This window comes from Phycisphaeraceae bacterium (assembly GCA_019636735.1).
In the GTDB taxonomy this organism is placed as follows: domain Bacteria; phylum Planctomycetota; class Phycisphaerae; order Phycisphaerales; family SM1A02; genus VGXK01.
This window is the reverse complement of the sequence record JAHBWY010000006.1, coordinates 180,757-206,386: the sequence shown is the minus strand read 5'-3', so window position 1 is coordinate 206,386 and position 25,630 is coordinate 180,757. Positions and strand designations below refer to the sequence as shown.

The following is a 25,630-nucleotide window of genomic DNA, read 5'->3' as shown; positions in this document are numbered from 1 at the left end:
AAAGATCGAAGGCGGGCGGGGCGGGGCGAACGGAGCCGGGACGACGCAGGAGCGTCGCCGCGGCGAGCGGGGTCACTCAGAGCACGGCGACGGAGTCGGTCTGCTCCTTCTCGAGCTGGATGTTCATGGCGAGACCCTTGATCTCATGGCAGAGCACATCGAACACCACGGGCATTCCGGCCTGGAGGGTGTTCTTGCCGCTCACCATGGCGTCGTAGATCTTCGTGCGGCCCTCGACATCGTCGCTCTTGACGGTCAGGAGCTCCTGAAGCACGAAGGCAGCGCCATAGGCCTCGAGCGCCCACACTTCCATCTCGCCGAAGCGCTGACCACCGGTCCGCGCCTTGCCGCCGAGCGGCTGCTGCGTGATGAGGCTGTAGGGGCCCGTGGAACGGGCGTGGATCTTGTCATCCACCAGGTGGTGCAACTTCAGGAGGTACATGTAGCCGACGGTGGTCTTCTGGTTGAAGGCCTCACCGGTGCGGCCGTCATAGAGCTGCACCTTGCCGCCGTAGGGCATCTCGGCGAGAAGCTCACGCGGGTGGCCGGGGTTCTGGCCCGTCGCCTCGAAGTGGCGCACGCGCTCGCGCACATGCTCATTCGCCGCCTCGATGGCGTCCATGATCTCATGCTCGGTGGCGCCGTCGAAGACGGGCGTGACCGCCTGGAAGCCGAGCACCTGCGCGGCCCAGCCGAGGTGAACCTCGAGGATCTGGCCGACATTCATGCGGCTTGGCACGCCGAGCGGATTGAGAAGCACATCGACGGGGGTGCCGTCCTCGAGGAAGGGCATGTCCTCCTCGGGCACGATGCGGGCGATGACACCCTTGTTGCCGTGACGGCCCGCCATCTTGTCGCCGACGGAAAGGCGACGCTTGGTGGCGAGATAGACCTTCACCATCTCGAGCACGCCGGAGGGCAGTTCATCGCCCCGCTTCATGTGACCGCTCTTGCGCTCCTTCTCCTTGCGAACGCCTGGATGCGCGGCCAGAACTGGTTGTAGGCGACTTCGGCCTTCTCGCGCGACTCCGCGGAGCCCTTGATCCACTTGGTGGTGAAGTTCTCGATCTGCTCGAGGATGACCTCGGTGATGTCGCTCGCACCGACCTTCTGTCGCGTGCTGGGATCGACCATCTCCGTGCCCATGAGGGCGTTGATCTGCGCCACCATCTGCTTGAAGAGGACGATCTGCTTCTGGTGCATCTCCTCCTCGTAGACCGCCATTTCCTTCTTCTGCGCCTTCTTCTGCTCGTCGTTGAGGTGCATGCGGCGGCTGAAGCGTCGCGTGGCGATGACGATGCCCTCGGTTCCCGCGGGAACTTCAAGCGAGTCGTTCTTCACATCCTCGCCGGCGCGGCCGAAGATGGCATGAAGAAGCTTCTCTTCGGGGGAGAGCTCGGACTTCGACTTGGGGCTCACCTTGCCGACGAGGATGTCGCCGGGGCCGACGCGGGCACCGACGCGGATGACGCCGTGCTCGTCGAGGTTTCGCAGCAGCTTCTCGCTGACATTGGGAATGTCGCGCGTGAACTCCTCGCGGCCGAGCTTCGTGTCGCGAATCTCCACTTCGAAGCTCTCGATGTGGATGGAGGTGAACACATCGGACTTCACCAGGCGCTCGCTGATGACGATCGCGTCCTCGAAGTTGTAGCCGTCGAAGGTATTGAAGGCGACGAGGGCGTTCTTGCCGATCGAGAGCTCGCCCATGACGGTGCTCGCGCCGTCGGCGAGAATGTCACCGGCCTTGACGCGCTGACCCAGTCGGACGACCGGCCGCTGGTTCTGGCAGGTGCGCTCGTTGAGTCCCACGAACTTCCGCAGCGGATACTCGTCGGCGTTGTCGATGACGATGTGCGAGGCGTCGACTTCCGTGACCACGCCGCCGCGCTCGGCCTTGACGATCATGCCGCTGAACTGGCCGGCGACGCGCTCCATGCCGGTCGCCACGCATGGCGGCTCGGCGCGGATGAGCGGCACCGCCTGGCGCTGCATGTTCGAACCCATGAGCGCTCGGTTGGCGTCGTCATGCTCGAGGAAGGGAATCAGCGATGCCGAGACGCCGATGATCTGCTTCGGCGAGATGTCGGCGAACTCCACTTCGCCGGCGGCCACCTCGGTGAGTTCACCATCGCGGCGGGCGAGCACCATCTCGTTCTTGAGCACGCCCTCGGGGGAGAGGGCGTCGGACGGCGCCAGGATGCGCATGCGCTCTTCATCGGCGCGGAGGCGCTTCACGACGGGCTTGCTGCGGCCGTCAACCTGGACCCGTCCGCCCTTGACCTCCCGATAGGGGGTCAGCAGGAAGCCGTAGTCGTCGATCTCGGAGTAGATGCCGAGGCTCGCGATGAGACCGATGTTCGTGCCTTCCGGCGTCTCGATCGGACAGATGCGGCCGTAGTGGGAGATGTGGACATCGCGCACCTCGAAGCCGGCTCGCTTGCGGTTGAGACCGCCCGGCCCGAGGGCCGAGAGGCGCCGCTCATGCACCAGCATCGAGAGCGGATTCGTCTGGTCAACCACCTGCGAGAGCTCGCTGCGACCGAAGAAGAACTCAATGGCGCTCGAGATGCTCTTGCTGTTGACGAGGTCGGCGATCTTCGCGAGTTCGCTCTGCTCCTTCACGCTCATGCGCTCCTGCACGGTGCGACGGAGCTTGAGGAAGCCCTTGCGCATCTCCTCGACCGCGAGCTCGTCGAGCGTGCGGAGGCGGCGATTGCCGAGGTGATCGATGTCATCCTCGACGGCGGGCGGCCGCTTGCTGCGGAGGTCGAGCATGTACTGCACCACCGCGAGGAAGTCCTCCGCGTAGAGCGACTGCTGCGACTCGGGGCGCACCTTGTAGCACTTGAGGTGCTCGAACTTCCGATTCACGCGGAAGCGACCGACGCGACCGAGGCGATAGCGGTTCTCGTCGAAGAACTTCTCCTTGAAGAGCGCCTTCGCCTTGTCGACCTGCGGCGGATTGCCGGGGCGGAGCTTGGCGTAGATCTTCAGGAGCGCGGCCTCGTGCTCGGTGACCTCGGCAAGGAAGTCGAGCTTCTCCTCGGCGAGCGTGTTGAGGATGAGCGGGTCGCCGGGGTTGACGATCGCCTTGACGCTCTTGAGCGGGCTGTTCTGGATGTCGACGACCTTGTCGCCGAAGGGAGCGCCGACCTTGCAGAGCTCTTCGCCCGTGTCGGAGTCGATGATGAGCTCCGCGGAGTAATGCTCGGGCTTCAGCTTCTCGACCTTGATCTCCTCCACATCGTAGAAGAGTTCGAGCATCGTCTCGGTGCTGCTGTACTTCTCATCGAGCGCTCGGAGGAAGGTGGTGGCGGCGAGCTTGGTCGACTGGTCGATGCGCATCGCCAGCACATCCTTCTTGGTCACCTCCAGCTCGATCCAGCTTCCGCGCTCCGGGATGATGCGGGCGGAGTGAAGCGGACGATCGCCGATCGAGCTCGCCTTGGCGAAGTCGACACCGGGCGAGCGATGAAGCTGGCTCACGATGACGCGCTCGGCGCCGTTCACGATGAACTCGCCGCCGCCCATCATGATGGGGATGTCGCCGAGATAGATCTCATCCTCGGCGATCGACTCGCCGGTGCCCTTGACGAGGCGCACCGCAACCCTGAAGGGCATGCCGTAGGTGAGCCGAAGCTCACGGCACTCATCGGGGGTGTAGCGCGGCTCCTCCAGCGTGTAGCGGAGGTACTCGAGCTTCATCGACTCGTCGTAGCTCTGGATGGGGAACACTTCCCGCAGCAGTGCTTCGAGCCCGAGGATCGGATTCCTCTCGCTCGGATCAACTTGCTGTTGGAGAAAGCGTTCGTACGCGGCGCGCTGCACGCGCACCAGGTCGGGGACTGGAACGGCATCGCCAAGACGGGAGAAGTCGAGTCGGCCGTGTTCGATGCGCTCGCGAATGGTCTTCGTGGCCATGCGTCTTCCGGGAGGGTGAGGATTCGCGCGGGGCGACGACATGACCCGCGTGAGTCCGGGTCATTGATTCACACTGTCTTCGAGATTGGTGGTGCCGCCGCCTGACGCCAAGAGCCCCGCAGTGTAGTCCAATCGCCGATAAGAGCAAGTCACCCGATGGCGGGACTTGATCTGATCTCAAAAATTTCTTGTCGATTCAATTATAGGACTCGGCCGATGGAAGCGAAAGAAAAGACCTCCCGGCAGAACCGGGAGGTCTTGTTGAGGTCGTCCTTCCTCGGCCCGTGACCATGAAAGGTCGGCCGGGCGTTCGGCGGTCGGAGCGGGGGCGACAGGCGCCCCCGAAGGTTCACTTGAGGGTGACCTTGGCGCCCGCCTCCTCGAGGGCCTTCTTGAGCTTGTCGGCATCGTCCTTCGAGATCTTCTCCTTGACGGCCTTGGGGGCGCCGTCGACGAGGCCCTTCGCCTCGGCGAGGCCGAGGCCAGTCGCCTCGCGGACCGCCTTGATGACGGCGATCTTGTTCGCGCCGGCATTCTCGAGGATGACATCGAACTCGGTCTGCGCCTCAACGGCAGCGCCACCGGCGTCGCCGCCACCGGCGGCCATCACGACGGCTCCACCCGCGGCGGGCTCGATGCCGTACTTGTCCTTCATGTAGTCGGCGAGGTCAACGGCCTCCTTCAGGGTGAGGCCGGCGATCTCGTCGCCGAGCTTGGTGATCTTCGCATCAAAGGTCTTCGCTTCTGATTCAGACATGGAACACGCTCCATTGACGCCGTCGAGAGGCGCCGCGACGCGCGGCGTTTAACCCCGGGTGGGGCCAGTCGAATGGCGAGTTGGGACAGGATTGGTGAGTTCGGGGATTCGGAGTGGGGGAAAAGCTCACGCGCGGGCCGAGATGGTCTCGCCCTTCTCCAGACGGCTTTCGATTTCCTTGACGATGCCGAGCACGCGTCGGCCGGGGCCGACTGCGGCGCTGACGAGCTTCCGCGCCGGGCTGAGCACGATGGTGATGACCTGCGCAACTGCCTCTTCGCGAGTGGGCATCTTCGAGAGCTTGTCGACGCCGGCCGGGCCGTCGTAGTACACGCCTTCGAGCACGGCACCCTTGAAGTGGCAGCGCTCCTGCTTCTTGTCGTTCTCCTTCACCCAGGCGACGACTTCGCGGGCCACATCGACGACGCTCGGTCCACGGCCGTAGATGACCGCGGTCGGTCCCTTCAGGCTGGGCGCGAGAGCTTCGAGTGCGCCACCGGCGAAGGCCTTCTTCGCGAGTGCGTTCTTGACGACCGTGACGCGGACCTCCTTCGCTCGAAGGTGGCTGCGCATGCGGTTCGTCGTGATGGCATCGAGACCTCGCAACTCCACCGCCACGGCGCCTTCGACGCCTTCGAAGCGGGCTCGGTAGTCGCGAACGATCATGTCCTTGACGGTCTTGCTCATGGCTCTTGCTCCGTGGCCGGAATGCGATCGCTCAGGCGATCACCTGGATGCCCGGGCTCATCGAAGCGCTGATGACGCACTTCTTGATATAGGTGCCCTTGGCCGAGGCGGGCTTGATCTTGTGAATGATGGTGATGAAGTGATTGAGGTTCTCAGTGAGATCCTCGTCGCTGAAGCTGAGCTTGCCGACCACGCAGGCGACATTGCTGCCGTCGTCGTTGCGGTACTCCTGCTTGCCGGCGGCATACTCGCGCACGGCGGAGACAACATCGGGGGCGACGGTGCCGGCCTTCGGGGAGGGCATGAGTCCCTTCGGACCAAGGACCTTTCCGAGCTTCGACACCACGCGCATCATGTCGGGACTGGCGACGGCGATCTGGAAGTCGAACCAGCCACCTTCGACCTTGGCGACGAGGTCCTCGCCACCGGCCTCGACGGCGCCGGCAGCCTTGGCGGCGGCGACCTTGTCCGGCCCGCAGAAGCAGATGACGCGTGCGCTTCGGCCGATGCCCTTGGGCATGGCGATCGAGCCTCGCAGCGCCTGGTCAGCCTGCTTCGGGTCGATGCCGAGGTTCACGACGACATTCACGGTCTGGTCGAACTTGGGGCTCTTGAACTTCCGCAGCGCCTTGATCGCGTCTGCGGGAGCGAGCGGCGAGGTCGGCTGATGCTCGAGATTGTGCCGATGGCGCTTCCCGCCGGGGAGCCGCGCCTTCTTCCGTGTGGTTGGTGAAGTGCTCATGTTGGTCAGCCCTCCACCGTGACGCCCATCGAGCGGGCGGAACCTTCGATCATGCGCATCGCTGCCTCCACAGAGGTCGTATTGAGGTCGTTGATCTTCTCCTCGGCGATCTTGCGGATCTGAGCCTTGGTGATCTTGCCGACCTTCGCCGTGTTGGGCGTGCCCGAGCCCTTCTCGAGCTTCAGCACATCCTTGATGAGCGCCGAGGCGGGCGAGCTCTTGATCTCAATGTCGAAGGTGCGATCGCCGTAGACCGTGACCACGCAGCCGACCAGGCGTCCGTTGAACTGCTTGGTCCGCTCGTTGAATTGCGTGATGAACTGGCCCGGATTGACGCCGTTGGCGCCGAGCACGGGACCGATGGGCGGCGCGGGCGTCGCCTTCCCTCCCGGCGCCATGAGCTTGAAGACTTTGGTGACTTTCTTGGCCATTGATTTGAACCTCCCGCCGCGTGAGTGGCTCGAACCGGCCTGGTTCGAAGCCGCGCGGCAGTGCGTGCGGTCTGGAATGTCGAGCCGCGAAGAGTAACAGGAGCCGCCGGAGGAGTCCAGCGTCGGGGCGAATCGTTCTCCCGGGGCCGGTCAGCCGGTCCACTCACCGAGAAGCACGGCGACATCAGCCCCATCGACGGTTCCGTTGCCGTCCAGATCGCCGGTCGGGCCTCCGCTTCCCCAGACGCCAAGCAGCATGGCGAGGTCGGCGCCGTCCACACGGCCATCGGCGTTCAGGTCCGACGCCCGCGGCTTGACCCAAATGAACGCCTGCCCAATGGCGGTCTGACCTCCGGATGACCCCGGCGCCACGATCGCGTACGCGAAGCTGTCGAGGCCGATGAAGCCGATCGGCGCTGTGTAGAGGACGGGAGCAAGACCGCCGGGGGCCTTGACCACACCGCCGGCCACAGAGACTGACTCGGCGGAGGTCATCACCACCGGGAGGCAATTGGCCGGAAGATCATTTGCGAGCAGGTCCAATTCGACGGTGGCGCCGTTCACGGTGAAGGCGAAGTCTTCGACGGCGATCGGCGTCGGGTCGTCCGCTGGCGGCAGGCAGGCCACCGCCGCCATGTGCGAATTGATCGAGGCATTGGAGATCGGCGCGAAGAGAAGCTTGATGTTCGCCATGCCACCGGGGCAGATGAAGCAATAGCTGAGGATGGTGCCCTGGGGGCCGACCAGGCACTCGCCGAATCCGCAGAGATCGGGAGATTCCATGCCGTACTCGTGCGTGTGCTTGCCACCCAGATTGTGCCCGAGCTCGTGCGCGACCACGATGACATCCCAGTTCTGCGGATGATTGTCGAGCAACGGGTAGGGGAAGAAGCCGTTCATGTTCGAGCTGAGGCTGTACGCCTTGTTCGAGCAGAGCGACTTCGTCCACGCTGCGCCGCCGCCGAGCACGCGACCGGAAAGGAAGTGCGCGATCTCGCGCGGGATGCCGTCCATCGTCGCGTTCCACACGCTGCGGAGTTGATCAAGTTGCGTTGGGGCGGAGGGCTTGTTCCAAGGCTCCTCGGCCGTGGCCCACAGTCGCAGATACACCAATCCGATTCGGACATGCGGTCCGCCGGCGGCGATCTCGCCGGCGGCTGCCGAAAGCAAGAGGGCGTAGTTGGCAGCGGCGATCGGATCGCCATTCATCAGGTTGAAGTAGGCGTGATCGCTTTCAAAAGCCACGCGAACCTGCGTGCAGGGCGCGCCGGAGGCGACGCCGCCCTCCTCGCGCTCCTTCTGTGTTTCGCTGGGGGGACTTGACGCATCCGGCCGTTCAAGAATGTCCTCCCCTGAGGCGCAACTCCACGGCACGACATCGATCAACGACGGCGTCGCCACAATGTCGAAGGCCAGTGGCGTGCGATCAAGCCCCGCTGGTCCCGACGAGACCACGAATCGATGGCCCTCCTCATCGATCATCGCGAAGACACCCGCCGGGCCGATCGAGACCACTGCGCGCGACGCGGGTACGCCGGCCACAGCGCCGACGAGGATTAACCCTTCCGCTTGGGCGAGTTCATCGGCGGCGAGCTTCGCGACGGTGAATCCCAGTGTGCTGCTGCCATGCACCACCTCAACGGCGAGCTCCGGCATTCGCACGGCGCGTCGCAGATGAAGACGCCGCTGCGTGTCGGGGGCAACCGGGAAGTCTTCAATGGTGATGGCACCAGGACCCAGTGAACGCTCGATGGCGGCGACTCGTTCCGGGTCAAGCGCGAGCGCCACCGTGCCCGGCGGAGCGGGAAGCTGTGGGTGAACGACGAGTGGTGAAGGAAGAACGGGCGGCATCTGATCGGCCGCCGCCGACCACGCTGTCGAAGTGAGCAGCAGTCCGGCGCTGATCCCATGCGCCAACAGCCCGACGCGCGAACGCGTCACTCTGCAGCCGCAGCCACCTGGTGCGATGCGTTGATGCTCATCGGTCATGGTCAGTTCGACCACGACCCGAGCAGAATCGCAAGGTCGGCACCGTCGACATTGCCGTCACCATTGAGGTCCGCGAGCGGCGAAGGCGTGTTCCAGAGGCCGAGCATCACCGCGAGGTCGGCGCCGTTGACGACGCCGTCGTAGTTGAGATCGGCCGCGAGAATCGAGCCGCCCCTTGAGAAGCGGGCCGGCGGGACTGGTGCCTTCGGGACTCCGGGGCCCGACATCGAAAGGATGCAGCCAGCGCCGCCACCTGCTTCGAAGAACTCCACTCGCAGCTTGTGATGGCCCTTACCCAGCGCCACCGTTGCGCTCTTCTCAAGCATGCCGTGCAGGCCGTCGTTGTTGATGACGAGCTGATCGTTCAGCAGAAGACGCGATCCATCGTCGGACTCGAGGAAGAAGGTCCAAAGCCCGGGCTCGGGAATCTGGATCCAGCCGGTCCACAGTGCTCCGACATTGTCCGCTCGATTGCTGTTGGCGAAGTTGCCGTTGGTCGAGGGATAGTTGATGTGTGGCGTCGTGGTCTGGAGGTAGGGGTTCAAGAGATCGAAGATCGGGAGCTGCGTGGGGTTGACGAGGTCGAAGTAGAGCACGCTCAGGTTCGGAAGGGCGTTCACCACGCTCTTGCCCAGCGTGAGCGTGGGAATCGTCACCGTGACCGGGCTTGCGGCGCTCACCAAGTTGCTCGTGTTCCGAATGGTGTAGCTGAAGGTCGAGACGCCGTTGAACCAGGTGGGCGCTGAGAACTGGAGCACATCGCGGCCATTCGGGCCTGCTCCCGAGAGGAGCGTGACCACGCCGGGACCGCTGGTCGGCTGAGTGAACGAGTGAATCACGACATCCTGGCAGTTCACGGGGAGATCGTTGGCCAGCACATCGATGACGAAGGTCGACTGAAAACCCGCGACGAAGTCCGGCACCGCCCACGGCGCCAGTGTGGCGCCGGAGTAGTTGCACGGCAGACTGTTGAGGTGCGCATCCATGCTCTGGATCGATGCGTCGGCGAAGGTGAGCTTCACATTGGAGAGCCCGCCGCTGCAGAGGTGGCAGTAGCTCATGATGGTGCCCTGGTTCGTGCAGACCTGTTGCGACTGGCACTGGCCGTACCAGCCCGCTGGCGCACATTCATCAACCGGTGGGCAGTAGTTGTGCGTGTGGGGTGTGCCGAGATTGTGACCCAGCTCATGGGAAGTCACCATGATGTCCCAGTTCTGGCCGGCGTTGTCGAGCAGCGGATAGGGGAAGAACCCGCTCAGATTGCCCGAGACCGAGTAGGCCCACGGCCCGCACATCGCTGAAAGCCATGCGACACCTCCACCGAGCGATCGGGCTGAGAGAAGCATGGCCGCGTCACGGGTCACGGAGCCCATGTTCGCCTCCCAGAAGTCGCGGAACTGTCCGAGCTGCGCGCCGGCCGAGCCCTGGGTCCAAGGGTCAGGCGTCGTCCAGACCCGGACGAATGACGCCTGGATCCGAAGGTTCATCTGGCTCGTGTAGATCTCGCTCATGGCCGCCGCCTGAAGCAGGATGTAGCTGGCGGTGGCGGTGACATTGTTCCCGAAGACCTCGGCAAGCTCGTTGTCCGAGTCGATCGCGATCTTCACATGGCGGCAGGGGAGTGGGCCCGAGGCGACTCCACCCTCGTTCGCTTCCGCGCGGGGGAAGTGGCCTTCAATCGCCGTCGTGCACTCGAATGGGCTCCAGACGATCGCATCGGCTGGGAGCAATCCGAGTTCATAGGCGATGAGGGGGCGCACACCGCCGGGTGGACCGCTGGTGATGATGAAGGTGCGATCATCGACGAAGGCGTAGCCATGGGTGAACGAGTCACTGCGAGCCAGGAAGAGACGCCCGCCGTCATGGCCGAGGATCGGGCCGGCCCAGCACTCAAGAGCCGGAGCCGGGATGGTCTGCATCAGTGTGCCGCCCCGACCATCGGAGATCGCGGCGACTACTACGCCATCCTCGGCAAGAGGTTGAAGTCGTCGAAGAGCCGCATCGACCTCGATGCCCGGCGCGAGCGGAACGCCCGCGAGCACCACCGTCTCCAAGCCATCAAGCGCAAACCACGCCGAGTCGATCGACTCGAGGCGTGACACCGCGAGGTTCACATCGGCGCGATCGGAGAACGCAGCCGCCGATCGAACGAGGGGCGATGGCAGGATGCCGACCTGAGGAATCGTGGGCTCGGCGCTTCCGACGAGCGCCATGGCGATGAGAGGAGCGATGAGCATGACGAAGAGACTAGCCGCGCAATCGGGCCCGCGGAAGTCGGGGAGGCGTCAAATCACGGAGTTCATGTGGACGCTGGCCGCGATGCAAGCACCGTAGGTTTTCGGCCCTTCCGGTTCGCTTCACGAAGCGCGCAGCGCGAGCGATGCAAAGAGCTCCATGCCGAGGGCCATCGCGTCATCGGTGAAGTCGAAGTCGGGCTGATGCAGGTCAGGCATCGAGTTCCACTCAGGCCGGCGCAATCCCAATGCGAAGAAGCAGCTCGGAACCTCCTGTCCGTAGAACGCGAAGTCTTCACCGACCATGACCGGGTGAGGCACCGTGCGCACGCGGTCGGCGCCGATGATGCGCCTCGCTTCGTGTTCGAAGCGATCGACCGCCGTTGGATGGTTGGAGGTGATCGGATAGCCGTGGCGGTAGGTGGATTCTGTGCTGCACCCGTGCGCGAGCGCGATGGCCGAGGCGATCTCGGCGATTCGGCGCTCGTAGAGCTGTCGGGATTCCGCGCTCAGTGTTCGCACCGTGCCCTGGATGGTCGCGTGGGAGGGAATCACATTGAACGCCGTCCCAGCCTGCACCGTGGTGACGCTCAGGACCGACGGATCGAGCGCATGCGCGTTGCGGCTCACGATCGTCTGGAGCGCCGCGACGATGGCGCAGGCCGCGGGAATCGGGTCGCGCGTCGCGTGGGGCCACGCGGCATGGCCGCCTTCACCTTCGACGCGGATCTCGAAGCGATCGCTGGCGGCGAGCATGGGACCGATGCGCGTGCCCGCCGTGCCCAGTTCAAAGTGCGGCCAGCCGTGCAGGGCGTAGGCCTCGTCCACCGGCGCGCCAAGACGGCTGCCGTCGAGGGCGCCCTCTTCAACCATGCGTCGACCGCCAGCGCCGCCCTCCTCGGCCGGTTGGAAGATGAAGGTCACCGGTCGGGGCAGTGGAGCCTCGCGGGAGAGGCGAGCGAGCACGCGCACGGTGCCGATGAGGGTGGCCGTGTGGCCATCGTGACCGCAGGCGTGCATCTTCCCATCGATGCGACTGCGCCATGGGCACTCAGACTCCTCGTGAATGGGTAGCGCGTCCATGTCGGCTCGCAGCGCAATCGCGCGAGCGGAATTGCCGGGAATGGCCGCGAGTGTGCCGGTGCCTCCAGCCAATCCGGGCACGAATTCGACTCCGGCACGGGCGAGTTCGCGCCGCACGAGATCTGCGGTCCTGAACTCCTCGTACATGAGTTCAGGATGCATGTGCAGATCACGGCGCAGCTCGATCACCCCGGGAAGTTCCTCGGCAATCAAGGCACGGACTCGCTCGTGCATGTCCGCAGCGTAGCAGTGAGGTGTCACTCAAGGCGCACCACACGGGTGTGTGACGCGAAGCCTCAGCTTCGCAGTGGCGGCAGCCCAACCGACTGGCGACCGGAGTTCAGCATGGCGAAGGCATGCTTTTCATGGCGGATGAGGCGAGTGAGCTGACTCATCGTGATGCCGAGGACGCCCGCAGCGCCCGCGACATCGAAGCGGCGAGCCACCACGACATCGAGGGCTTCGGCCAGAAGTGCCGGATAGTCCGAGTGGTCGGGATTGACACTCATCTTCTCGCCCTGGCGCCGACGGCTCCAGAGTTCGCTGACCTGATGGTGATCGCGGCTCGTCACCGTCCGCGCTCGCACCGCCAGCTTTCGGCGAAGGCGCTTGATGGCCTCATGTCGATTCTGCGCCTGGCTCCGTCGCTCGGTCGCCTGCGCCTCGATGTGGCTCGGCAAGTGCACGATCCATGTGGCCGTGTCGTTGCGATTGCGATGCTGTCCGCCCGGGCCGCCGACGCGTCCATACTCGATCTTGCACTGGCGGAGCAGATCAGCTTCCTCGAGGGTCGCCGGATGGGGCGGTTCGAGCAGGACAAAGGCGTCGGAGACGAAGGGCGGACGATAGGTCATGGCGTCTCCGCTCCCGCATCCGAGCCATCGTCGGAAGGAGCCGGCTCGATCGTCGGTTCATGTGCAGTGAGTGGGATCACGAGGCGCCGTGATTGCGTCGCCATGGGTGATGGCCACGATTCGCGAGGCAATTCTGCGTCGATTGCGGCAGCCATCCGCTCGGCGTCGAAAGTGTCAAAGAGCATCGCCTCAATCTCGAGCACGATCTCCGTGGCGCGGTCGAGTGCGTCGTGAGAGACCGTGAGTCGATGAGGTCTGTGGAGGATGAGCATGGGCTCGGTGGCGTCGCCACCCTGACGAGCTCGGAACAGTGTCCTCACAGAGGCGGGCTCGCCGTTCACCGTGATCCGACGCAGCAGCACGATCGGCTGAAGCGCTCGGTCCGGCAACGACATGCGCGTTCTCAGGGGCTGGATCTCAAGCGTGATCGTGCCATTCGCTCTGGTGACCGTGCTCTGTGGAGCGGGAACCGTCGCATTGATCAGGGCGTCGAGGAGTTCGGGGTCGTTCGGGTTGGCTTCGAGGATCGGAACAGCGACAAGCAGGGCGTTCGTCCCCGGGAAGGTCTGGCCTGCCGTTGCGAGTGTGGCAAGTTCCTTCAGGAGCGCCGTTCGCGCGACCTTGACATCCAAGGTGCCCTCCGCAGCGCGGCGAAGCACTTCGGCGGCGTATCCACCCATGCCCGCCCGTTCGACGGCGGCAGCGGCCACGAGCTGATCGGTCGGAGTGGTCGCCGTTGGGTTGGTCTGGACCAGCGCGCCGACAGCTCCGCCCGCGGCGCGCCTGGAAATCCATCGCGGCACCGTGAAGAGGGCCACCCAGAGGAGCGCCACGATGGCCACGCCGATCCACACGGGTGCGCCGGCCACGCGTCGCTTCAACTTCACGGCGCGCTCATGGGCAAGAGATGCTCCGCATGCAGGGCAGCACTGCTCTGAGACCAGAACGGTCGCTGGCACCGGTGCTCGACACGCGGTGCAGAGCGGGCGCGTCGGGTCGAATCGGCCGACGATGGCGAGCGTGATGATCGCAATCGTGCCGGCGCCCAGCAGCAGAAGGAAGCACTGCACGAAGGCGCCGAACACGATCATGGCCGTGCGCTCCCGTCACGCACATTGCTTCGCACTGGAACATCGGCGATCTCGATCTCCAAGCCCCATGCGGGCAGGCGGCTGTTGGAATTCTCAGCGTGCTTCGGCTGCGGCCTGAGGAGAATGGTGACTCGCTCGGGGATCGGATCAGGACAGGGAGATATCGACGCACTGCTGAGCGAGCGAGTCGAACCGACCGCGGAGCCTTGGCGCTCCACGGTGAACCAACCCAGATTCACTTCGCGATCGTCGACGAGGACGATGACATCGAAGGAGAGGAGGAGGCGATCAACCCCGGTGGGGACGAGGTCGATCGAGATCACGCAAGTGTCGCTGGTCGGGTTGCGGTCAATGGCGGCGGCGCGCACGGTGTGCGCGGCGCGCACCTCGGCCGCACGAGCAGGATCGGTGACGACCTCGAGGAAGGTCGGATCGTCGCGGCCGATCACCCGAAGCGGAAGCGAGACGGTGCGTTCGTCGGTGAAGTCGAGTCGTCGCGGTGTGTCGGGATCGGAGTCTTCACCGATTGCGGCGCCGAAGCGAAGCCTGCGAATGACCCGCGCCGTGAAGCGGTACTCACCGGGCTCTTCGGAGAAGGTGACGATCGCCCCGAGGTCGAGATTCCTTTCCCCTCCGGGGACTTGAGAGGCCATGTCTCTGGGTTTCACCTTTTGCTCGCCAATCGCGAAGTCATCCGCGACGAGCGATACGGTCAGCGGGGGCATGCGATCCCAGTTGGCGGCACGAATCACCACCGTGGATCCCTGGCGCACGACAGGTGGAGGTGCTACGAGCGCCTCGGCGGGATACCAGGAGTCAAGCAACTCAAGCGCCAGCTCATCGGTGAGCACACCTTGTCCGCGCGCGATGACCAGCAGGCGCTTCGAGGTTTGATTGAGTCGCCGCTGATCCTGCGGTTCGCGGATCTGGATGAGCGCCCGGACCACGGCCTCGAGTTCTTCGTCGGTCAGCGCGCCGGCGAGCGCTCGCGACTCAAGCTCCTGAAGCTCCATGAAAGCGACCATTCCGGAGAGCGCGCTGATGAGTTCGGCCGTCGTGCGGGTCTGCGGCGGAACGATCCTCCGCATGTTCGCCTCCGCGAGAGCGCCGGCCATGGCAGCGCCCAGGCCGAGAACGAGTGTGCACGGACCGAGGACCATCCAGCCGATTCGACGACGACGGGCGAAGAAACGCACCGCTCCGGAGGTCGTGAACACGAGTCCGCACTCAGGGCAGCGAGCGCTCGCAACGATTTCATGGGAGCCCACGCGATGCCGACACTTGGCGCAGGAGGGTTCGCAGCGAGTCCATCGACCCCGTGTCCCCATGGTGAAGAGGACCACCCCCGACACCATCAGGAGAAGCGACGCCACCACGATGGCAATCGTGACCGTTGCCGGCATGTGGTTGAGTGTAAGGGAGCGACACAGAACACCCGAGTCGCTGAGACCGAGCGAGAGTGATCCAAATCAGGATGGGCGGCCCACGGAGAGCGTGCGCGTCGGGCGAAGCAGGGAGATCGGCTGTGGCGCGAAATCGAGCGGATCGCGCTCTCCGCGTGCGGCGCGAAGTGCACCGACGCCGGCGATCATCGCGGCATTGTCGAGGCAGTAGTGCAGCGGAGCGATTTGGAGGGCGATCGATTGTGCATTGGCGAACGCGGCGAGCTCCGATCTCAGCAGCCCGTTGGCCGCCACGCCGCCGCCGACCAGCAGCGTCTTCGGGCGCTCCGGAGCGCTGGCGTCGGACCAGCGCTCGGACCAGAGGTGCTCCATGCCGTGGATCACGGCGCGAACGAGGGCTCGCTGGTAACTCGCGGCCAGATCCGCGCGACGGTCGTCTGTGAGTGGTGCGCCGCTGACCGCATCGGCTCGACCCTTCGCACGCCGAGGTGGCGGCTGAATCTCGTGCAGGAGCGCCGTCTTGAGTCCGCTGAAACTGAAGTCGAGTTGCGGCACAGGGAACTTCACCGCCGAGGAGTCGCCCCTCGCGGCCAGCCGTTCGATCTGCGGTCCACCCGGGTAGGGCAGTCCCAAGAGCGCCGCGCCCTTGTCGAAGGCCTCACCCACGGCGTCATCGGGGGTGCCTGCGAGCGGCTCGAGCGTGAGCGCATCGCGCATCAGGAAGAGCGCGGTGTGGCCGCCCGACACCACCAATCCCAGCGACGGGAATGCGACGGGTTCGGCATCGAGCATGGCGCCGACAAGATGCGCCGCCACATGGTCGACGGCGAGCACGGGATGATCGATGCTCCAGGCGAGCGCCTTCGCGGCGCTGGTACCGACCAGGAGCGAGCCGATCAGGCCGGGTCGCGACGCCACTGCGATCGCGTCGAGCGAGGCGAGCGTCTCGCGACACGCCCGGCCCTCGGCCACGGGTTCGAGCGCTGCCCGAAGCGTGGGGAGAAGTCGCTCAAGGTGCGCGCGGCTCGCCAGTTCAGGCACCACGCCGCCATACTCCGCATGCACCGCGATCTGTGACGAGACGACATTCGAGCGCACGCGAAGGCGGCCCGCATCGAGGTCAACCACCGATGCAGCCGTCTCGTCGCAACTCGTTTCGACTCCCAGCACTCGAAGCACCTGTGCCATGCTTCGAGGCTATCCGAGTCGTGTCGGCCATTCGAGAGCGCGCGGGGCTTGAGGTCGCTTCCACGCGGACCACTGGCCGTACGGCAACATGGCGCGAGCCATTCGAGAGCGCGCGGGGTTCGAACCACGCGGCCCGGGAGTGATCCAGCTTCACCCGAACGCTCCCCTAGAATCGCCCCTGTGGAAACCGGAACGCAGGAACTGAACATCCAATCGGAGCGGGCCGTGCTCGTCAGCGTTCGGGTCGGACGCGAAGACGAAGAGGTCGAGGATCCCCTGCGCGAACTCCGCTCGCTGGCGGAGACGGCTGGCGTGCGCGTCGTTGGTGAGATGGAACAGCGGATACGAACGCCTCGCCCGGCGACCTACATCGGCAAGGGCAAGGTTGAAGAACTCGCAGCGATGGTCAAGTCGCTGGGAGCCAAGGTCGTCATCTTCGATCACGACCTTTCGCCGGGTCAGGTGCGCAACATCGAGAAGGAGCTCTCGGCGAAGGTGCTCGATCGGAGCGAGCTGATCCTCGACATCTTCGCCAATCGTGCGACAACCGCGGCCGCCCGACTTCAGGTGGAGATCGCTCAGCTTCAGTACACGGCGCCGCGGCTGCGCGCCATGTGGCAGCACCTCGGCCAGGTGACCGGTGGTGCACCGATGGGCGTCGGCACGCGCGGGCCGGGTGAGCAGCAGCTCGAAATCGACCGCAGGCTGGTGAAGTCGCGGCTCGATCGCCTTCGGACGGAATTGGCGCAGGTGCAGGCCCGCAAGTCGCGCGAGGTCATGGCCCGCCGCGCCGAGCACTTCACGATCGGCCTTGTCGGCTACACCAACGCTGGCAAGAGCTCGCTCTTCAATGCGCTGACCCGCGGCGGCGCCTTCGCTCACTCCAAACTCTTCGCCACGCTCGGCACGCGCGTGGAGCAGTGGAATCTTGGCGGCGGCAACATCGCCATGCTCAGCGACACGGTCGGCTTCATCCGCCGTCTGCCGCATCATCTGGTCGCGAGCTTCAGAAGCACGCTTGAAGATGCGGTGCACGCGCACCTGCTGCTGCTGGTGGTCGATGTCTCCGACCCCGAGGCCGAGCTTCAGATGGCCACGGTGCGCGAGGTGCTCGATGAGATCGGCGCCACCTCGCAGCCGAGGCTTCTGGTGCTCAACAAGGTCGATCGCCTTGCGAATCCCGAGGCGAGCGTTGCTGACGGCGCGTCGCTCGATGCCGATGGACGCCCGCGCCTCGGTGTCTCCGAGCATCGGCGCCGAGCCCGCGAGTTGGCGGAGCGCCTCGAGCGCTGGCTCGAAGCGGAGCCCGAGGCGATCGCCGTCAGCGCCCATTCCGGCGAGGGGCTCGAAGCGCTTCGCATCCGTGCGCTTGAGTTCATGCGTGGGGAGGTGGCGGAGCGCGTCATCGAGCTTGAGACCAGCCAATCACGCGCGATCGACTTCATCGAGCGACGCACCGAGGTGCTCGATCGCACCTATGTGGATGGCCGGGTGCAGCTTCGGGTCCGCATCGGCCGACGCCAGTTGGAGCAGCTCATGGCGAGCGGCGCGCCGTTCCTTGTCGATGGAGTCGATCTCCGCAGTCAGGCGGAAGGGGGCTTCAGTCGATCGAAGCGCCGGGAGCGGTTGCATGAGCGCCATGTGTCGCCGGAAGGTGACTCGGCGGAGTAGGCGCGGCGCGAAGGTCGTGTGTTGGTGGCGCGGCCGAACTGATGCGTCACCGCTCGCACGCGACATCGCGGTGCCAGAGAATGGCGCGACTCATCGGCGTGGGGTCCGTGGTCCACGCGCTGGCACCGTCCGGCTTCTCGAGCTTTCGTCTGGCCGTCGATTGGACTCGGTCACTCGACTCAGTGATCGAATAGCTCCCGGAGGAGCGCCTCGGTCGGTGCCGAGAGCGGGCTCCCGCCACGAAGCCAGAGTTTCGATTCTCGACGAGACCTGCGAGTCGGCTCGCTCCGAGTCGAAGGGGAGTCTCCGGCGCGGAGCCACGCGACCGCGCGACTTCCATTGGAGCGTCCCGGTGCCCAGAAGCCATCATCGCTGCGACCGTGCGCGATGCGATCGCCCCGCATCGGAAAGAGGTCCCATCGCTCCTCAAGGCTTCCATGAAGCGCGAGGTCGATGGCCTGAGCATCGGCGGCGTCGGCGCTTGCAATGAGAATGACATTCACGGCGCGCGGCATGAACTGCACCAACGCCTTGCGAAGGAGTCGCTCAACTCGAATCGACTGGGCCATGAGGTGGTCGATGACCCGCGCATCGGTCAGAGCCACGCGTGAGCCGCGCGGTCCGGGAGCAATCACCCGCACGGAGCCGATGATGGCTCCCTTGGCATCTCTCGCCACGCGCTCATCGCCAAGGCGAGCCGCGCGGAGGAAGGGCGTCACCTCGCGCACCATCCGACGGAATGCGGTGCAGCCCGCACCGGGACGCCAGCGCAGCGCGACCGTGATCGGGCGCTCGATCTCGCCCAGTTCGCGAAGCACGCGTGGAATGGGGCCGAGTCGCGGGGCCTGCATCGGTGCAGAGAGCCACTTCACATGCAGATGGAACGCGGACCCATCGCGCCGAACAAGAAAGTCCGTCGTGTGGCCGCTTGGCTGGATGACTTCGCGCTCAAGATCGCAGCCATGCCGCAGGAGCAGACGCTCGACAGCCGCCTCCGCGAGGAGTGCATCACCGCTCGGGCGGTATCGTGAGGGAGACTTGAGCGAACTTCGCGATTTCAGGCGCATGCGGGCCTCAGAAGCGGCAAGGAGAGAAGAACCGGCACAGTCGGACCGGCGGGAAGAGTTCGTGCAGATCTTTCACGAAGTCTGATGATTTGATCGCCCCGTCGAGCCGAAACACTGGTGGGAGGATTGGTTCGAAGTCGCAGGTGTTGTTTCAAGGAGGGTTGTATGGAGCCGGTTCGAATCGGGGAACGACTTGTCCGTCAGGGGACAATCTCGGAGGAGCAGCTTCGCGCTGCGCTTGAGCGACAGGATGACACGGGGCAGCCGCTCGGCCTCGTGTGCGAGCAGATGTTTGGAGTTGATCCGCGTGTCGTTGAGGCGGCGTGGGCGGAACAGTACGCGGAATTGGTCGCTGACCTCGCTCCGCGCTTGCGTTCGTTCGATCCCGAGTGTGTACGACTCGTCTCGCGTCGGCAGGCATGGCAGTTTGCCGTACTTCCCTTGCGATATGAAGACGACACGCTGGTGGTTGCCACGGTCGCGGAGCGGTTGGCGCAGGCGCGGCGCTTCATGGCGTCGGTGGTGCCCGGTGCCGTCACGCTGGTCGTGACCGATCCGAAGAGCCTCGCGCGGGCGCTGGCCCGTCACCATCCATTCCCGGGCATGGATGAGAGTGTCCTGGTGCATCGCAGGGCGGCGTGACAGGCCTCAGGACCACTCGCCGAGCAGGATCGCGAGGTCAGTGCCGTCGATCACGCCGTCGCCGTTGAGATCGGCAGGGCATGGTGCGGTACGGCAGGGGCCCCACGCTCCGAGCAGGATTGCAAGATCGGCGCCGTTCACGACGCCGTTGCCGTCGAGATCGGCGCTGAGTGCGGAGAGCTCCACAGCGAGCCACGCGAAGGCGCGGGTGGCTGAGTCGATCTCGCGTCGGGCGGAGAGGAGAAGCTCGCCCGACGCGGCGCCGGGACCAGGCTGCACCTCGATCGGGACCGTCGTCGACTCCCCCGGCGCGAGGATTGCCGTGGTGCTCTCGGCAGGCGTGGCACTCCAGCCCGGCGTCGGCTCGACGGCGATGCTGACCGCTGTGGCTGCATGACCGGTGTTCGTCGCCGTCACTGCCACAATGGTCGAAGCGTTCGGCGCGACGACCACGGCGCTCGGCGTGAGCGAGAGGTTCAGCTTCGGGTCGCGCGTGACGGTGATCTGCGCGGGAGCGGGACCGCCGGGTCCCCACACTTCGCTCCAAAGACCTTGTTCACCGCGCAGATGAAGCAGGAAGAAGCGAGTGAGTTCCCTCCTCGTGATCTCGAGTTGCTGCGCCCGCGTGATCGCTCCGGAGTCGCAGAACGCAAAGCTCGCATCGGTGAAGCCGCAGTGGAAGCCGCCGACGATCGAGTGCAGCTGCCGCGGACCCTTGGCATTGGCGTACATCGGGCCGGCCGTACCGCCGGGTGGCACGATCGTGTCCTGGCTTCCGACCATGAGTCGAACAGGAACGCTCACAAAGTTCATCGCGGCGATTGACGAGGGCGATGTGTCCGCTGCCGCAGTCGGGGCGAGTGCCTTGATGCGGGGGTCGTCCTTCGTCGCGAGGATCGAGGCGCCACCACCCATGCTGTGTCCGCTCGCGCCAAAGGCGGCAGTGTTCACGGCACCGAAGAACTCCGAAGTGGGGGACGCATTCTGCGTCTCGAGCCAGGTCAGGCAGGAGCGAAGGTCGCTCGCGAAGTTCGCATGATTCGGGAAGAGTCCGCCCTCGCTCTGCGAGGCGATGACGAGGAATCCGTGGGTCGCCAGGTGCGAGAGCGTGCTCGCATACTGGGTCACCGGCTGGAGAAAGCCATGCCCGAAGGTGATTCCTGGGCAGGGCGCCTCCGAGGCATCGAAAGGCGCGTTCGTTCCGGCGCTCGTTGCGGGGTAGTGCAGTGTCGCCGTGAAGGTGGAACCGTTCGGCCGCGTGACCGTGACTTGCCGGATGCCCGGCGCGAAGGGGCCGGGTTGCGCGAGATCACTCCACGCGCTCGAGGTCGTCCCCAAGAGACCAGAAATCAGAAGAGCCGGAAGCCAACGAGTGGATCGGGTGATCGAGTCGCGGCGAGCGAAGCCAAGCATGGCTCAAGCGTAGACCCGGGGGCCGTCTCGGCCAATGGCAACTCGCGGACTTGAACCGCGGACCCTCGCATTTTCAATGCGATGCTCTACCAACTGAGCTAAGTTGCCGACGCGCCGAATGAACCGGCGAGAAGGGGAAGGGTACGCGATCCCTCTTCGCTGTCAAGCATTGCGGGGCGTCGGGCGCCGGGTGTACCGTTCGTGGTGGCGGCGGCGCCGATCATCCGGTCCGCAAGCCAGAGTCGCAGAGGGCGAACGCCCGAGTACTGCTGAAGTCGTGGCGCCACACCTCTGGGAAGTGAAGGCTGGCTCCGGCCTTCTCCCGAAGCCGTCACGGTGGCGCGGCGCAGATCCCTCCAGAAGCGCCGCGCGAAGATCAGACCATCATTGGCACCGAGCTGTTCTGCACAGAGTCGATCAAGACACCACGCGTGCGCGTTGACGAGATCATTCCATGCGGTCACATCACCTCGAATGCACGCAATGGCCTGCATGACATCGGGCAGATGCGACAGCACGCGCTGCGGTCTCGGCGTGATGGAGAGACCGGCATTGATGAGGTGCGCTTCAACCTCCTCGAGGCCGACACGGCGACAGGTGGCGAACTCGGCGCAACAGAAGAATTGACGGCGCAGCAGCGAAGAAAGCGCTGGATCAAGCGCCCCCTGCGCTCGCGCGCCCCCACGGCGAACGCCCTTCCGAGATTCGGCCTCTCCATCGTGCGATGTGCGTGGCCGTTTCGCGGTCGGTGCGTCAGTGGTTCGTGTCATCGGGCCCCTCCGAGGTTCATTCAGGCGCATGATCGTCATGGCCGAGTGTCGATGGAAGTCATTCGAGATCGAGCGTCACTCTAACGACCGTGCGTGGCCCGTCAACGAGTCGTGACTTTGTCCTGAGAGGAATCGCAAGTTGTCGTCGGCACCCGTCCGAGAAAGCGCCGTCGAACATCGCGCAGGGCCGGGAACCTCTCGCGCCACTCACGAAGTGCCTTCAGATCGAGCGATGTTTCAAGAACGCAAGCGCTTGCGGCGCCTTCGGCGAGCACTTCGCCCTGCGGAGAGATCACGATGGAGCCGCCGCGATAGTCGTGCGTCGGATCGCGACCAGCTCGATTACAGCCGAGAACAAAGGCCTGGTTCTCGATGGCACGCGAAATGCAGAGCGCGCGCCACGCCTCATGGCGCACGGCGGGCCAGCTTGCTCCGATCGAGAAGATCTCAGAGCCTGCAAGTGCCGCGAGCCGCCAGACTTCGGGGAAACGAAGGTCGTAGCAGATGAACGGGCAGACTCGCGCCTCACCGACGGCGAACGGGGCGATCGTCGCGCCGCCCCGGAAGCCACGGGTCTCCGCACCGAAGCCGAAAGGAAAGATCTTGGCGTACCGGGCCACGATGCGCCCCTCGGGATTGGCGACGATCGCCATATTGCGCCCGAAGCCATCGCTCGCCCGTTCAACGCAGCCGTGCTGGAACCACACTCCGAACTTCCTCGCCATTGCGGCGGCGAATGACGCGCCTTGGCCATCGTCGGACGCCGCGACCTCGGGCACGAATCCGGTCTCGGCCATCTCCGGGTTCAGGATGAACGCACCGCGCGGTGGGCTCGCTTTGGAGATCTGCCGCTCGATTTCCTCGCGGTTCGTCTTCGGGTCCTGCCACACTGGGTCCATCTGAAGGAGCAGCACTCGCATGACGAGAGGCATCGTACGGCTGGCGCGGTGCGCGCTCGCGATCGAAGAAGTGAAACGACTCGGGTCGTTGGCGATCCGCCGGCGCAATCTCAAAGGTCGAGGTCGATCACTTTGAGAGTACAGGAGCACAACCGCGGTCGGGTCGCAATTGAATGACGACCCAACTCATCCGATCAACACACCGCATAATGAGTCCACACGAAAAAGGGCGACCGACGGGATTTGAACCCGCGACGTCCTGGACCACAACCAGGTGCTCTGCCAACTGAGCTACGGCCGCCGAACAGATCGCAGCATACGGAGGCGGACCTCGGGCGGTCAACGCCTTGGTCGGCGCTCTTCATTGATCGCTGCATCGGGTGGGCGGTACGATCTCGAACGCTTCGAAAGAACCGCCTTCGGGCCTCCGACGCCCATGGCGACATGGCGCATCCCGCCGCACGGAATCCACCCAACATGACTCCAGCTACCGCGTCTCGGCCCGCCCTCGACTTCGGCAAGGCCACGATTCACAGGAACCTTTCAGTTGCCCACCTGGTCGAGGCTGCCCTGGCCCGCGGCGAGGGTGTGCTCGCGAGCAACGGCGCGCTGGCCTGCGACACGGGCGAGCGAACGGGCCGGAGCCCTCATGAGAAGTTCCTCGAGGACACCCCCGGAGTCCGAAGCTCGATCGACTGGGGCAAGGTCAATCAGCCCGTCACGCCCGAGCAGTTCGATGCGATCGAGGAGTTCGCTCTCAGCCAGCTTCGCCTCCAGAAGGATCTCTACCGCTTCGACGGCTACGCCGGCGCGGACCCCAACTACCGCTGCAAAGTCACCGTCTACACGATGGAGGCTTGGCACAACCTCTTCGCAAAGACGCTCTTCATCAACGCGGAGCCCGCCGACCTCGCCCACTGGCAGAGCGATTGGACGGTGATCAACGCCGGTGCGTTCAAACTCCCCGATCCGGCCAAGTTCGGCTTGAAGAGCCCCATCGCCGTGGTGCAGAGCCTTGAGAAGAAGCGAGTCATCATCGTCGGCACCCGCTACGCCGGCGAGATGAAGAAGTCGATCTTCTATGCGATGAACTTCGACCTTCCGGAGCTCGGGGTCTTCCCGATGCACTGCTCGGCGAATGTCGATCGCAAGGACCCCTCGAATGTCGCGGTCTTCTTCGGCCTCTCCGGCACGGGGAAGACGACCCTCAGCGCCGATCCGAACCGGGCTCTGGTCGGTGATGACGAACATGGCTGGAGCGACAAGGGCGTCTTCAACATCGAGGGCGGCTGCTACGCGAAGTGCATCAAGCTCTCGAAGGAGGGCGAGCCCGAAATCTGGAACGCGATCCGCTTCGGCAGCGTGCTTGAGAACACGGTGATCGACCCGGTCACGCGGGTGCCCGACTATGACAGCGCGAAGAAGACGGAGAACACGCGGGTCACCTATCCGCTGCGGCACATCGAGGGAGCGGTGATTCCCTCGATCGCGTCCCATCCGAGGAATGTCATCTTCCTCTCGGCCGATGCCTTTGGCGTGCTCCCGCCGGTCTCGAAGCTCTCTCCCGAGCAGGCGATGTACTACTTCCTGAACGGTTACACCTCGAAGCTCGCCGGCACCGAAGCGGGTGTGACCGAGCCTCAGCCGAACTTCAGTGTGTGCTTCGGCGCCCCGTTCATGCCGCGACCTCCGATGGTCTACGCGGAACTGCTCGCCAAGCGCATCCGGGATCACAAGGCCGATGTCTGGCTGCTGAACACCGGCTGGACGGGCGGACCCTACGGGACCGGTCAGCGCTTCAAGCTTGCGTGGACTCGAGCGATGATCACGGGCATGCTCAACGGCTCCCTCTGCAAGGGTGAGTGTCGGGAGCACCCGATCTTCGGACTTCGAATGCCCACGGCCGTGCCGGGAGTTCCCAGCGAGGTTCTTGACCCCCGGAACACATGGAAGGACCCCGCCGCCTACGACCGGAAGGCGAAGGAGCTGGCGACGCTCTTCAGGGAGAACGATCGGAAGTTCGCCATTTCGGACGCGGTCCGGGCGGCCGGCCCCCGGGTCTGACCGGGTCATTCGGGAATTCGCTCACTCTGACTGAACCTGCCCCCCGGTGCGACCGATGCACCGGTGCGTCGTTGCGTGGCGTCACGCGACGGCGGCACAAGGCACGAAGGACCAGAGACATGCGAAACAATCCATTCGGCACAGGCAAGGATGTCCTCACCACCGGCGAGGTTGCGAAGATCTGCAATGTGGCGGCTCGAACCGTGAGCAAGTGGATCGACTCCGGGCGTCTCGAGGGCTACCGAATTCCGGGCAGCAAGGACCGCCGCGTTCCGGTGGCCAACCTGCTGGCCTTCATGAAGAAGCACAACATTCCCTTCGACGGCTCGATGAGCGGCAACCCCCGCGTGCTTGTGGTCGATGCCGACCAGGAGACCGCGAACACGCTCTGCGAGGTGCTCACCTCACAGACTCGCTTCGAGGTGAAGATCGCCGACACGGCGTTCAACGCCGGCATCGAGTGCGAGCGCTTCCGTCCCCATGTGGTGCTCGTCGATGAGTCGATCGGCACGCGCGAGATGGAGTCCTTTGCGGCGTTTGTTCGTCGCGGCGAGGACTTCGCCGGAACGCGCCTGATCGCGACCGGTGCGAAGTTCGTCGAGAGCGATGAGCTCCGCTTCGGCCGCCTCGGCTATGACCGCATTCTCCGCAAGCCCTTCACCGCCCGCGCGGTGGTGGATTCGATCGAGCGCACCCACGCGCTGACCGCCTGATCCCCACGCCT

21 protein-coding genes and 2 tRNA genes are annotated in these 25,630 nt (G+C 65.0%); 4 read left to right on the top strand and 19 right to left on the bottom strand.

Annotated elements, in window-relative coordinates:
* Positions 1–76: 76 nt before the first annotated feature.
* The 13 genes from KF724_10215 to tsaD all read right to left on the bottom strand — a co-directional run bounded on the left by KF724_10215 (position 77) and on the right by tsaD (position 16,380).
* Positions 77–940, bottom strand: a complete 864-nt coding sequence (locus KF724_10215; GenBank protein ID MBX3356054.1) for a hypothetical protein — start codon at positions 938–940, stop codon at positions 77–79.
* Complete coding sequence (gene rpoB, locus KF724_10210) at positions 937–3,921, bottom strand: DNA-directed RNA polymerase subunit beta (protein MBX3356053.1); 2,985 nt, start codon at positions 3,919–3,921, stop codon at positions 937–939. The genes KF724_10215 and rpoB overlap by 4 nt, the downstream gene beginning before the upstream one ends.
* A 349-nt stretch (positions 3,922–4,270) precedes the next feature.
* Positions 4,271–4,678, bottom strand: coding sequence for a 50S ribosomal protein L7/L12 (rplL, locus tag KF724_10205; GenBank protein MBX3356052.1), 408 nt, complete (start codon positions 4,676–4,678; stop codon positions 4,271–4,273).
* Between the two features lie 126 nt (positions 4,679–4,804).
* On the bottom strand, positions 4,805–5,365 hold the full coding sequence (rplJ, locus tag KF724_10200) for a 50S ribosomal protein L10 (protein MBX3356051.1): 561 nt from the start codon (positions 5,363–5,365) through the stop codon (positions 4,805–4,807).
* 31 nt (positions 5,366–5,396) lie between these two features.
* Complete coding sequence (gene rplA / locus KF724_10195) at positions 5,397–6,107, bottom strand: 50S ribosomal protein L1 (GenBank protein ID MBX3356050.1); 711 nt, start codon at positions 6,105–6,107, stop codon at positions 5,397–5,399.
* 5 nt (positions 6,108–6,112) lie between these two features.
* On the bottom strand, positions 6,113–6,538 hold the full coding sequence (rplK, locus tag KF724_10190) for a 50S ribosomal protein L11 (protein MBX3356049.1): 426 nt from the start codon (positions 6,536–6,538) through the stop codon (positions 6,113–6,115).
* A gap of 150 nt (positions 6,539–6,688) precedes the next feature.
* The gene (locus KF724_10185) at positions 6,689–8,542 is read right to left on the bottom strand and encodes a hypothetical protein (GenBank protein MBX3356048.1); all 1,854 of its coding nucleotides are present in this window, start codon (positions 8,540–8,542) and stop codon (positions 6,689–6,691) included.
* A complete protein-coding gene (locus KF724_10180; GenBank protein ID MBX3356047.1) occupies positions 8,530–10,764 on the bottom strand; it encodes a hypothetical protein in 2,235 nt (744 codons plus the stop codon). The genes KF724_10185 and KF724_10180 overlap by 13 nt, the downstream gene beginning before the upstream one ends.
* Before the next feature lie 120 nt (positions 10,765–10,884).
* The gene (locus KF724_10175; protein ID MBX3356046.1) at positions 10,885–12,078 is read right to left on the bottom strand and encodes an amidohydrolase; all 1,194 of its coding nucleotides are present in this window, start codon (positions 12,076–12,078) and stop codon (positions 10,885–10,887) included.
* 62 nt (positions 12,079–12,140) lie between these two features.
* Positions 12,141–12,698, bottom strand: a complete 558-nt coding sequence (locus KF724_10170) for a peptide chain release factor-like protein (GenBank protein ID MBX3356045.1) — start codon at positions 12,696–12,698, stop codon at positions 12,141–12,143.
* A complete protein-coding gene (locus tag KF724_10165; GenBank protein MBX3356044.1) occupies positions 12,695–13,789 on the bottom strand; it encodes a hypothetical protein in 1,095 nt (364 codons plus the stop codon). The genes KF724_10170 and KF724_10165 overlap by 4 nt, the downstream gene beginning before the upstream one ends.
* Positions 13,786–15,192 carry a hypothetical protein gene (locus KF724_10160; GenBank protein MBX3356043.1) on the bottom strand — a complete coding sequence of 469 codons (1,407 nt, stop codon included), beginning with the start codon at positions 15,190–15,192 and terminating at the stop codon, positions 13,786–13,788. The genes KF724_10165 and KF724_10160 overlap by 4 nt, the downstream gene beginning before the upstream one ends.
* A 66-nt stretch (positions 15,193–15,258) precedes the next feature.
* The gene (tsaD, locus tag KF724_10155; GenBank protein MBX3356042.1) at positions 15,259–16,380 is read right to left on the bottom strand and encodes a tRNA (adenosine(37)-N6)-threonylcarbamoyltransferase complex transferase subunit TsaD; all 1,122 of its coding nucleotides are present in this window, start codon (positions 16,378–16,380) and stop codon (positions 15,259–15,261) included.
* Positions 16,381–16,560: 180 nt separating this feature from the next.
* Here tsaD and hflX point away from each other — a divergent pair, with 180 nt between their 5' ends.
* Positions 16,561–18,051, top strand: a complete 1,491-nt coding sequence (gene hflX, locus KF724_10150; protein MBX3356041.1) for a GTPase HflX — start codon at positions 16,561–16,563, stop codon at positions 18,049–18,051.
* 179 nt (positions 18,052–18,230) lie between these two features.
* Here the strand turns inward: hflX and KF724_10145 are convergent, their stop codons facing one another.
* Positions 18,231–19,118 (bottom strand): hypothetical protein, encoded by an 888-nt coding sequence (locus tag KF724_10145; protein ID MBX3356040.1) that lies wholly within the window; start codon positions 19,116–19,118, stop codon positions 18,231–18,233.
* A gap of 165 nt (positions 19,119–19,283) precedes the next feature.
* On the opposite strand from KF724_10145, the gene KF724_10140 reads away from it, so the two are divergent.
* Positions 19,284–19,760 (top strand): hypothetical protein, encoded by a 477-nt coding sequence (locus KF724_10140; protein MBX3356039.1) that lies wholly within the window; start codon positions 19,284–19,286, stop codon positions 19,758–19,760.
* Between the two features lie 6 nt (positions 19,761–19,766).
* On the opposite strand, the gene KF724_10135 is transcribed toward KF724_10140, so the two are convergent.
* The 5 genes from KF724_10135 to KF724_10115 form a co-directional block, all read right to left on the bottom strand.
* Positions 19,767–21,173 carry a hypothetical protein gene (locus KF724_10135; protein MBX3356038.1) on the bottom strand — a complete coding sequence of 469 codons (1,407 nt, stop codon included), beginning with the start codon at positions 21,171–21,173 and terminating at the stop codon, positions 19,767–19,769.
* Between the two features lie 35 nt (positions 21,174–21,208).
* Positions 21,209–21,281: transfer RNA gene (locus KF724_10130), tRNA-Phe, on the bottom strand.
* Complete coding sequence (locus KF724_10125) at positions 21,272–21,943, bottom strand: hypothetical protein (protein MBX3356037.1); 672 nt, start codon at positions 21,941–21,943, stop codon at positions 21,272–21,274. Before KF724_10125 ends, KF724_10130 begins: the two co-directional genes overlap by 10 nt.
* 101 nt (positions 21,944–22,044) lie before the next feature.
* Complete coding sequence (locus KF724_10120) at positions 22,045–22,863, bottom strand: hypothetical protein (protein ID MBX3356036.1); 819 nt, start codon at positions 22,861–22,863, stop codon at positions 22,045–22,047.
* A gap of 207 nt (positions 22,864–23,070) precedes the next feature.
* A tRNA-His gene (locus KF724_10115) sits at positions 23,071–23,143 on the bottom strand.
* A gap of 143 nt (positions 23,144–23,286) precedes the next feature.
* Here KF724_10115 and pckA point away from each other — a divergent pair.
* Both pckA and KF724_10105 read left to right on the top strand, forming a co-directional pair.
* The gene (gene pckA, locus KF724_10110) at positions 23,287–24,906 is read left to right on the top strand and encodes a phosphoenolpyruvate carboxykinase (ATP) (GenBank protein MBX3356035.1); all 1,620 of its coding nucleotides are present in this window, start codon (positions 23,287–23,289) and stop codon (positions 24,904–24,906) included.
* 119 nt (positions 24,907–25,025) lie between these two features.
* The gene (locus KF724_10105; GenBank protein MBX3356034.1) at positions 25,026–25,619 is read left to right on the top strand and encodes a helix-turn-helix domain-containing protein; all 594 of its coding nucleotides are present in this window, start codon (positions 25,026–25,028) and stop codon (positions 25,617–25,619) included.
* The last annotated feature ends 11 nt before the right edge of the window (positions 25,620–25,630 follow it).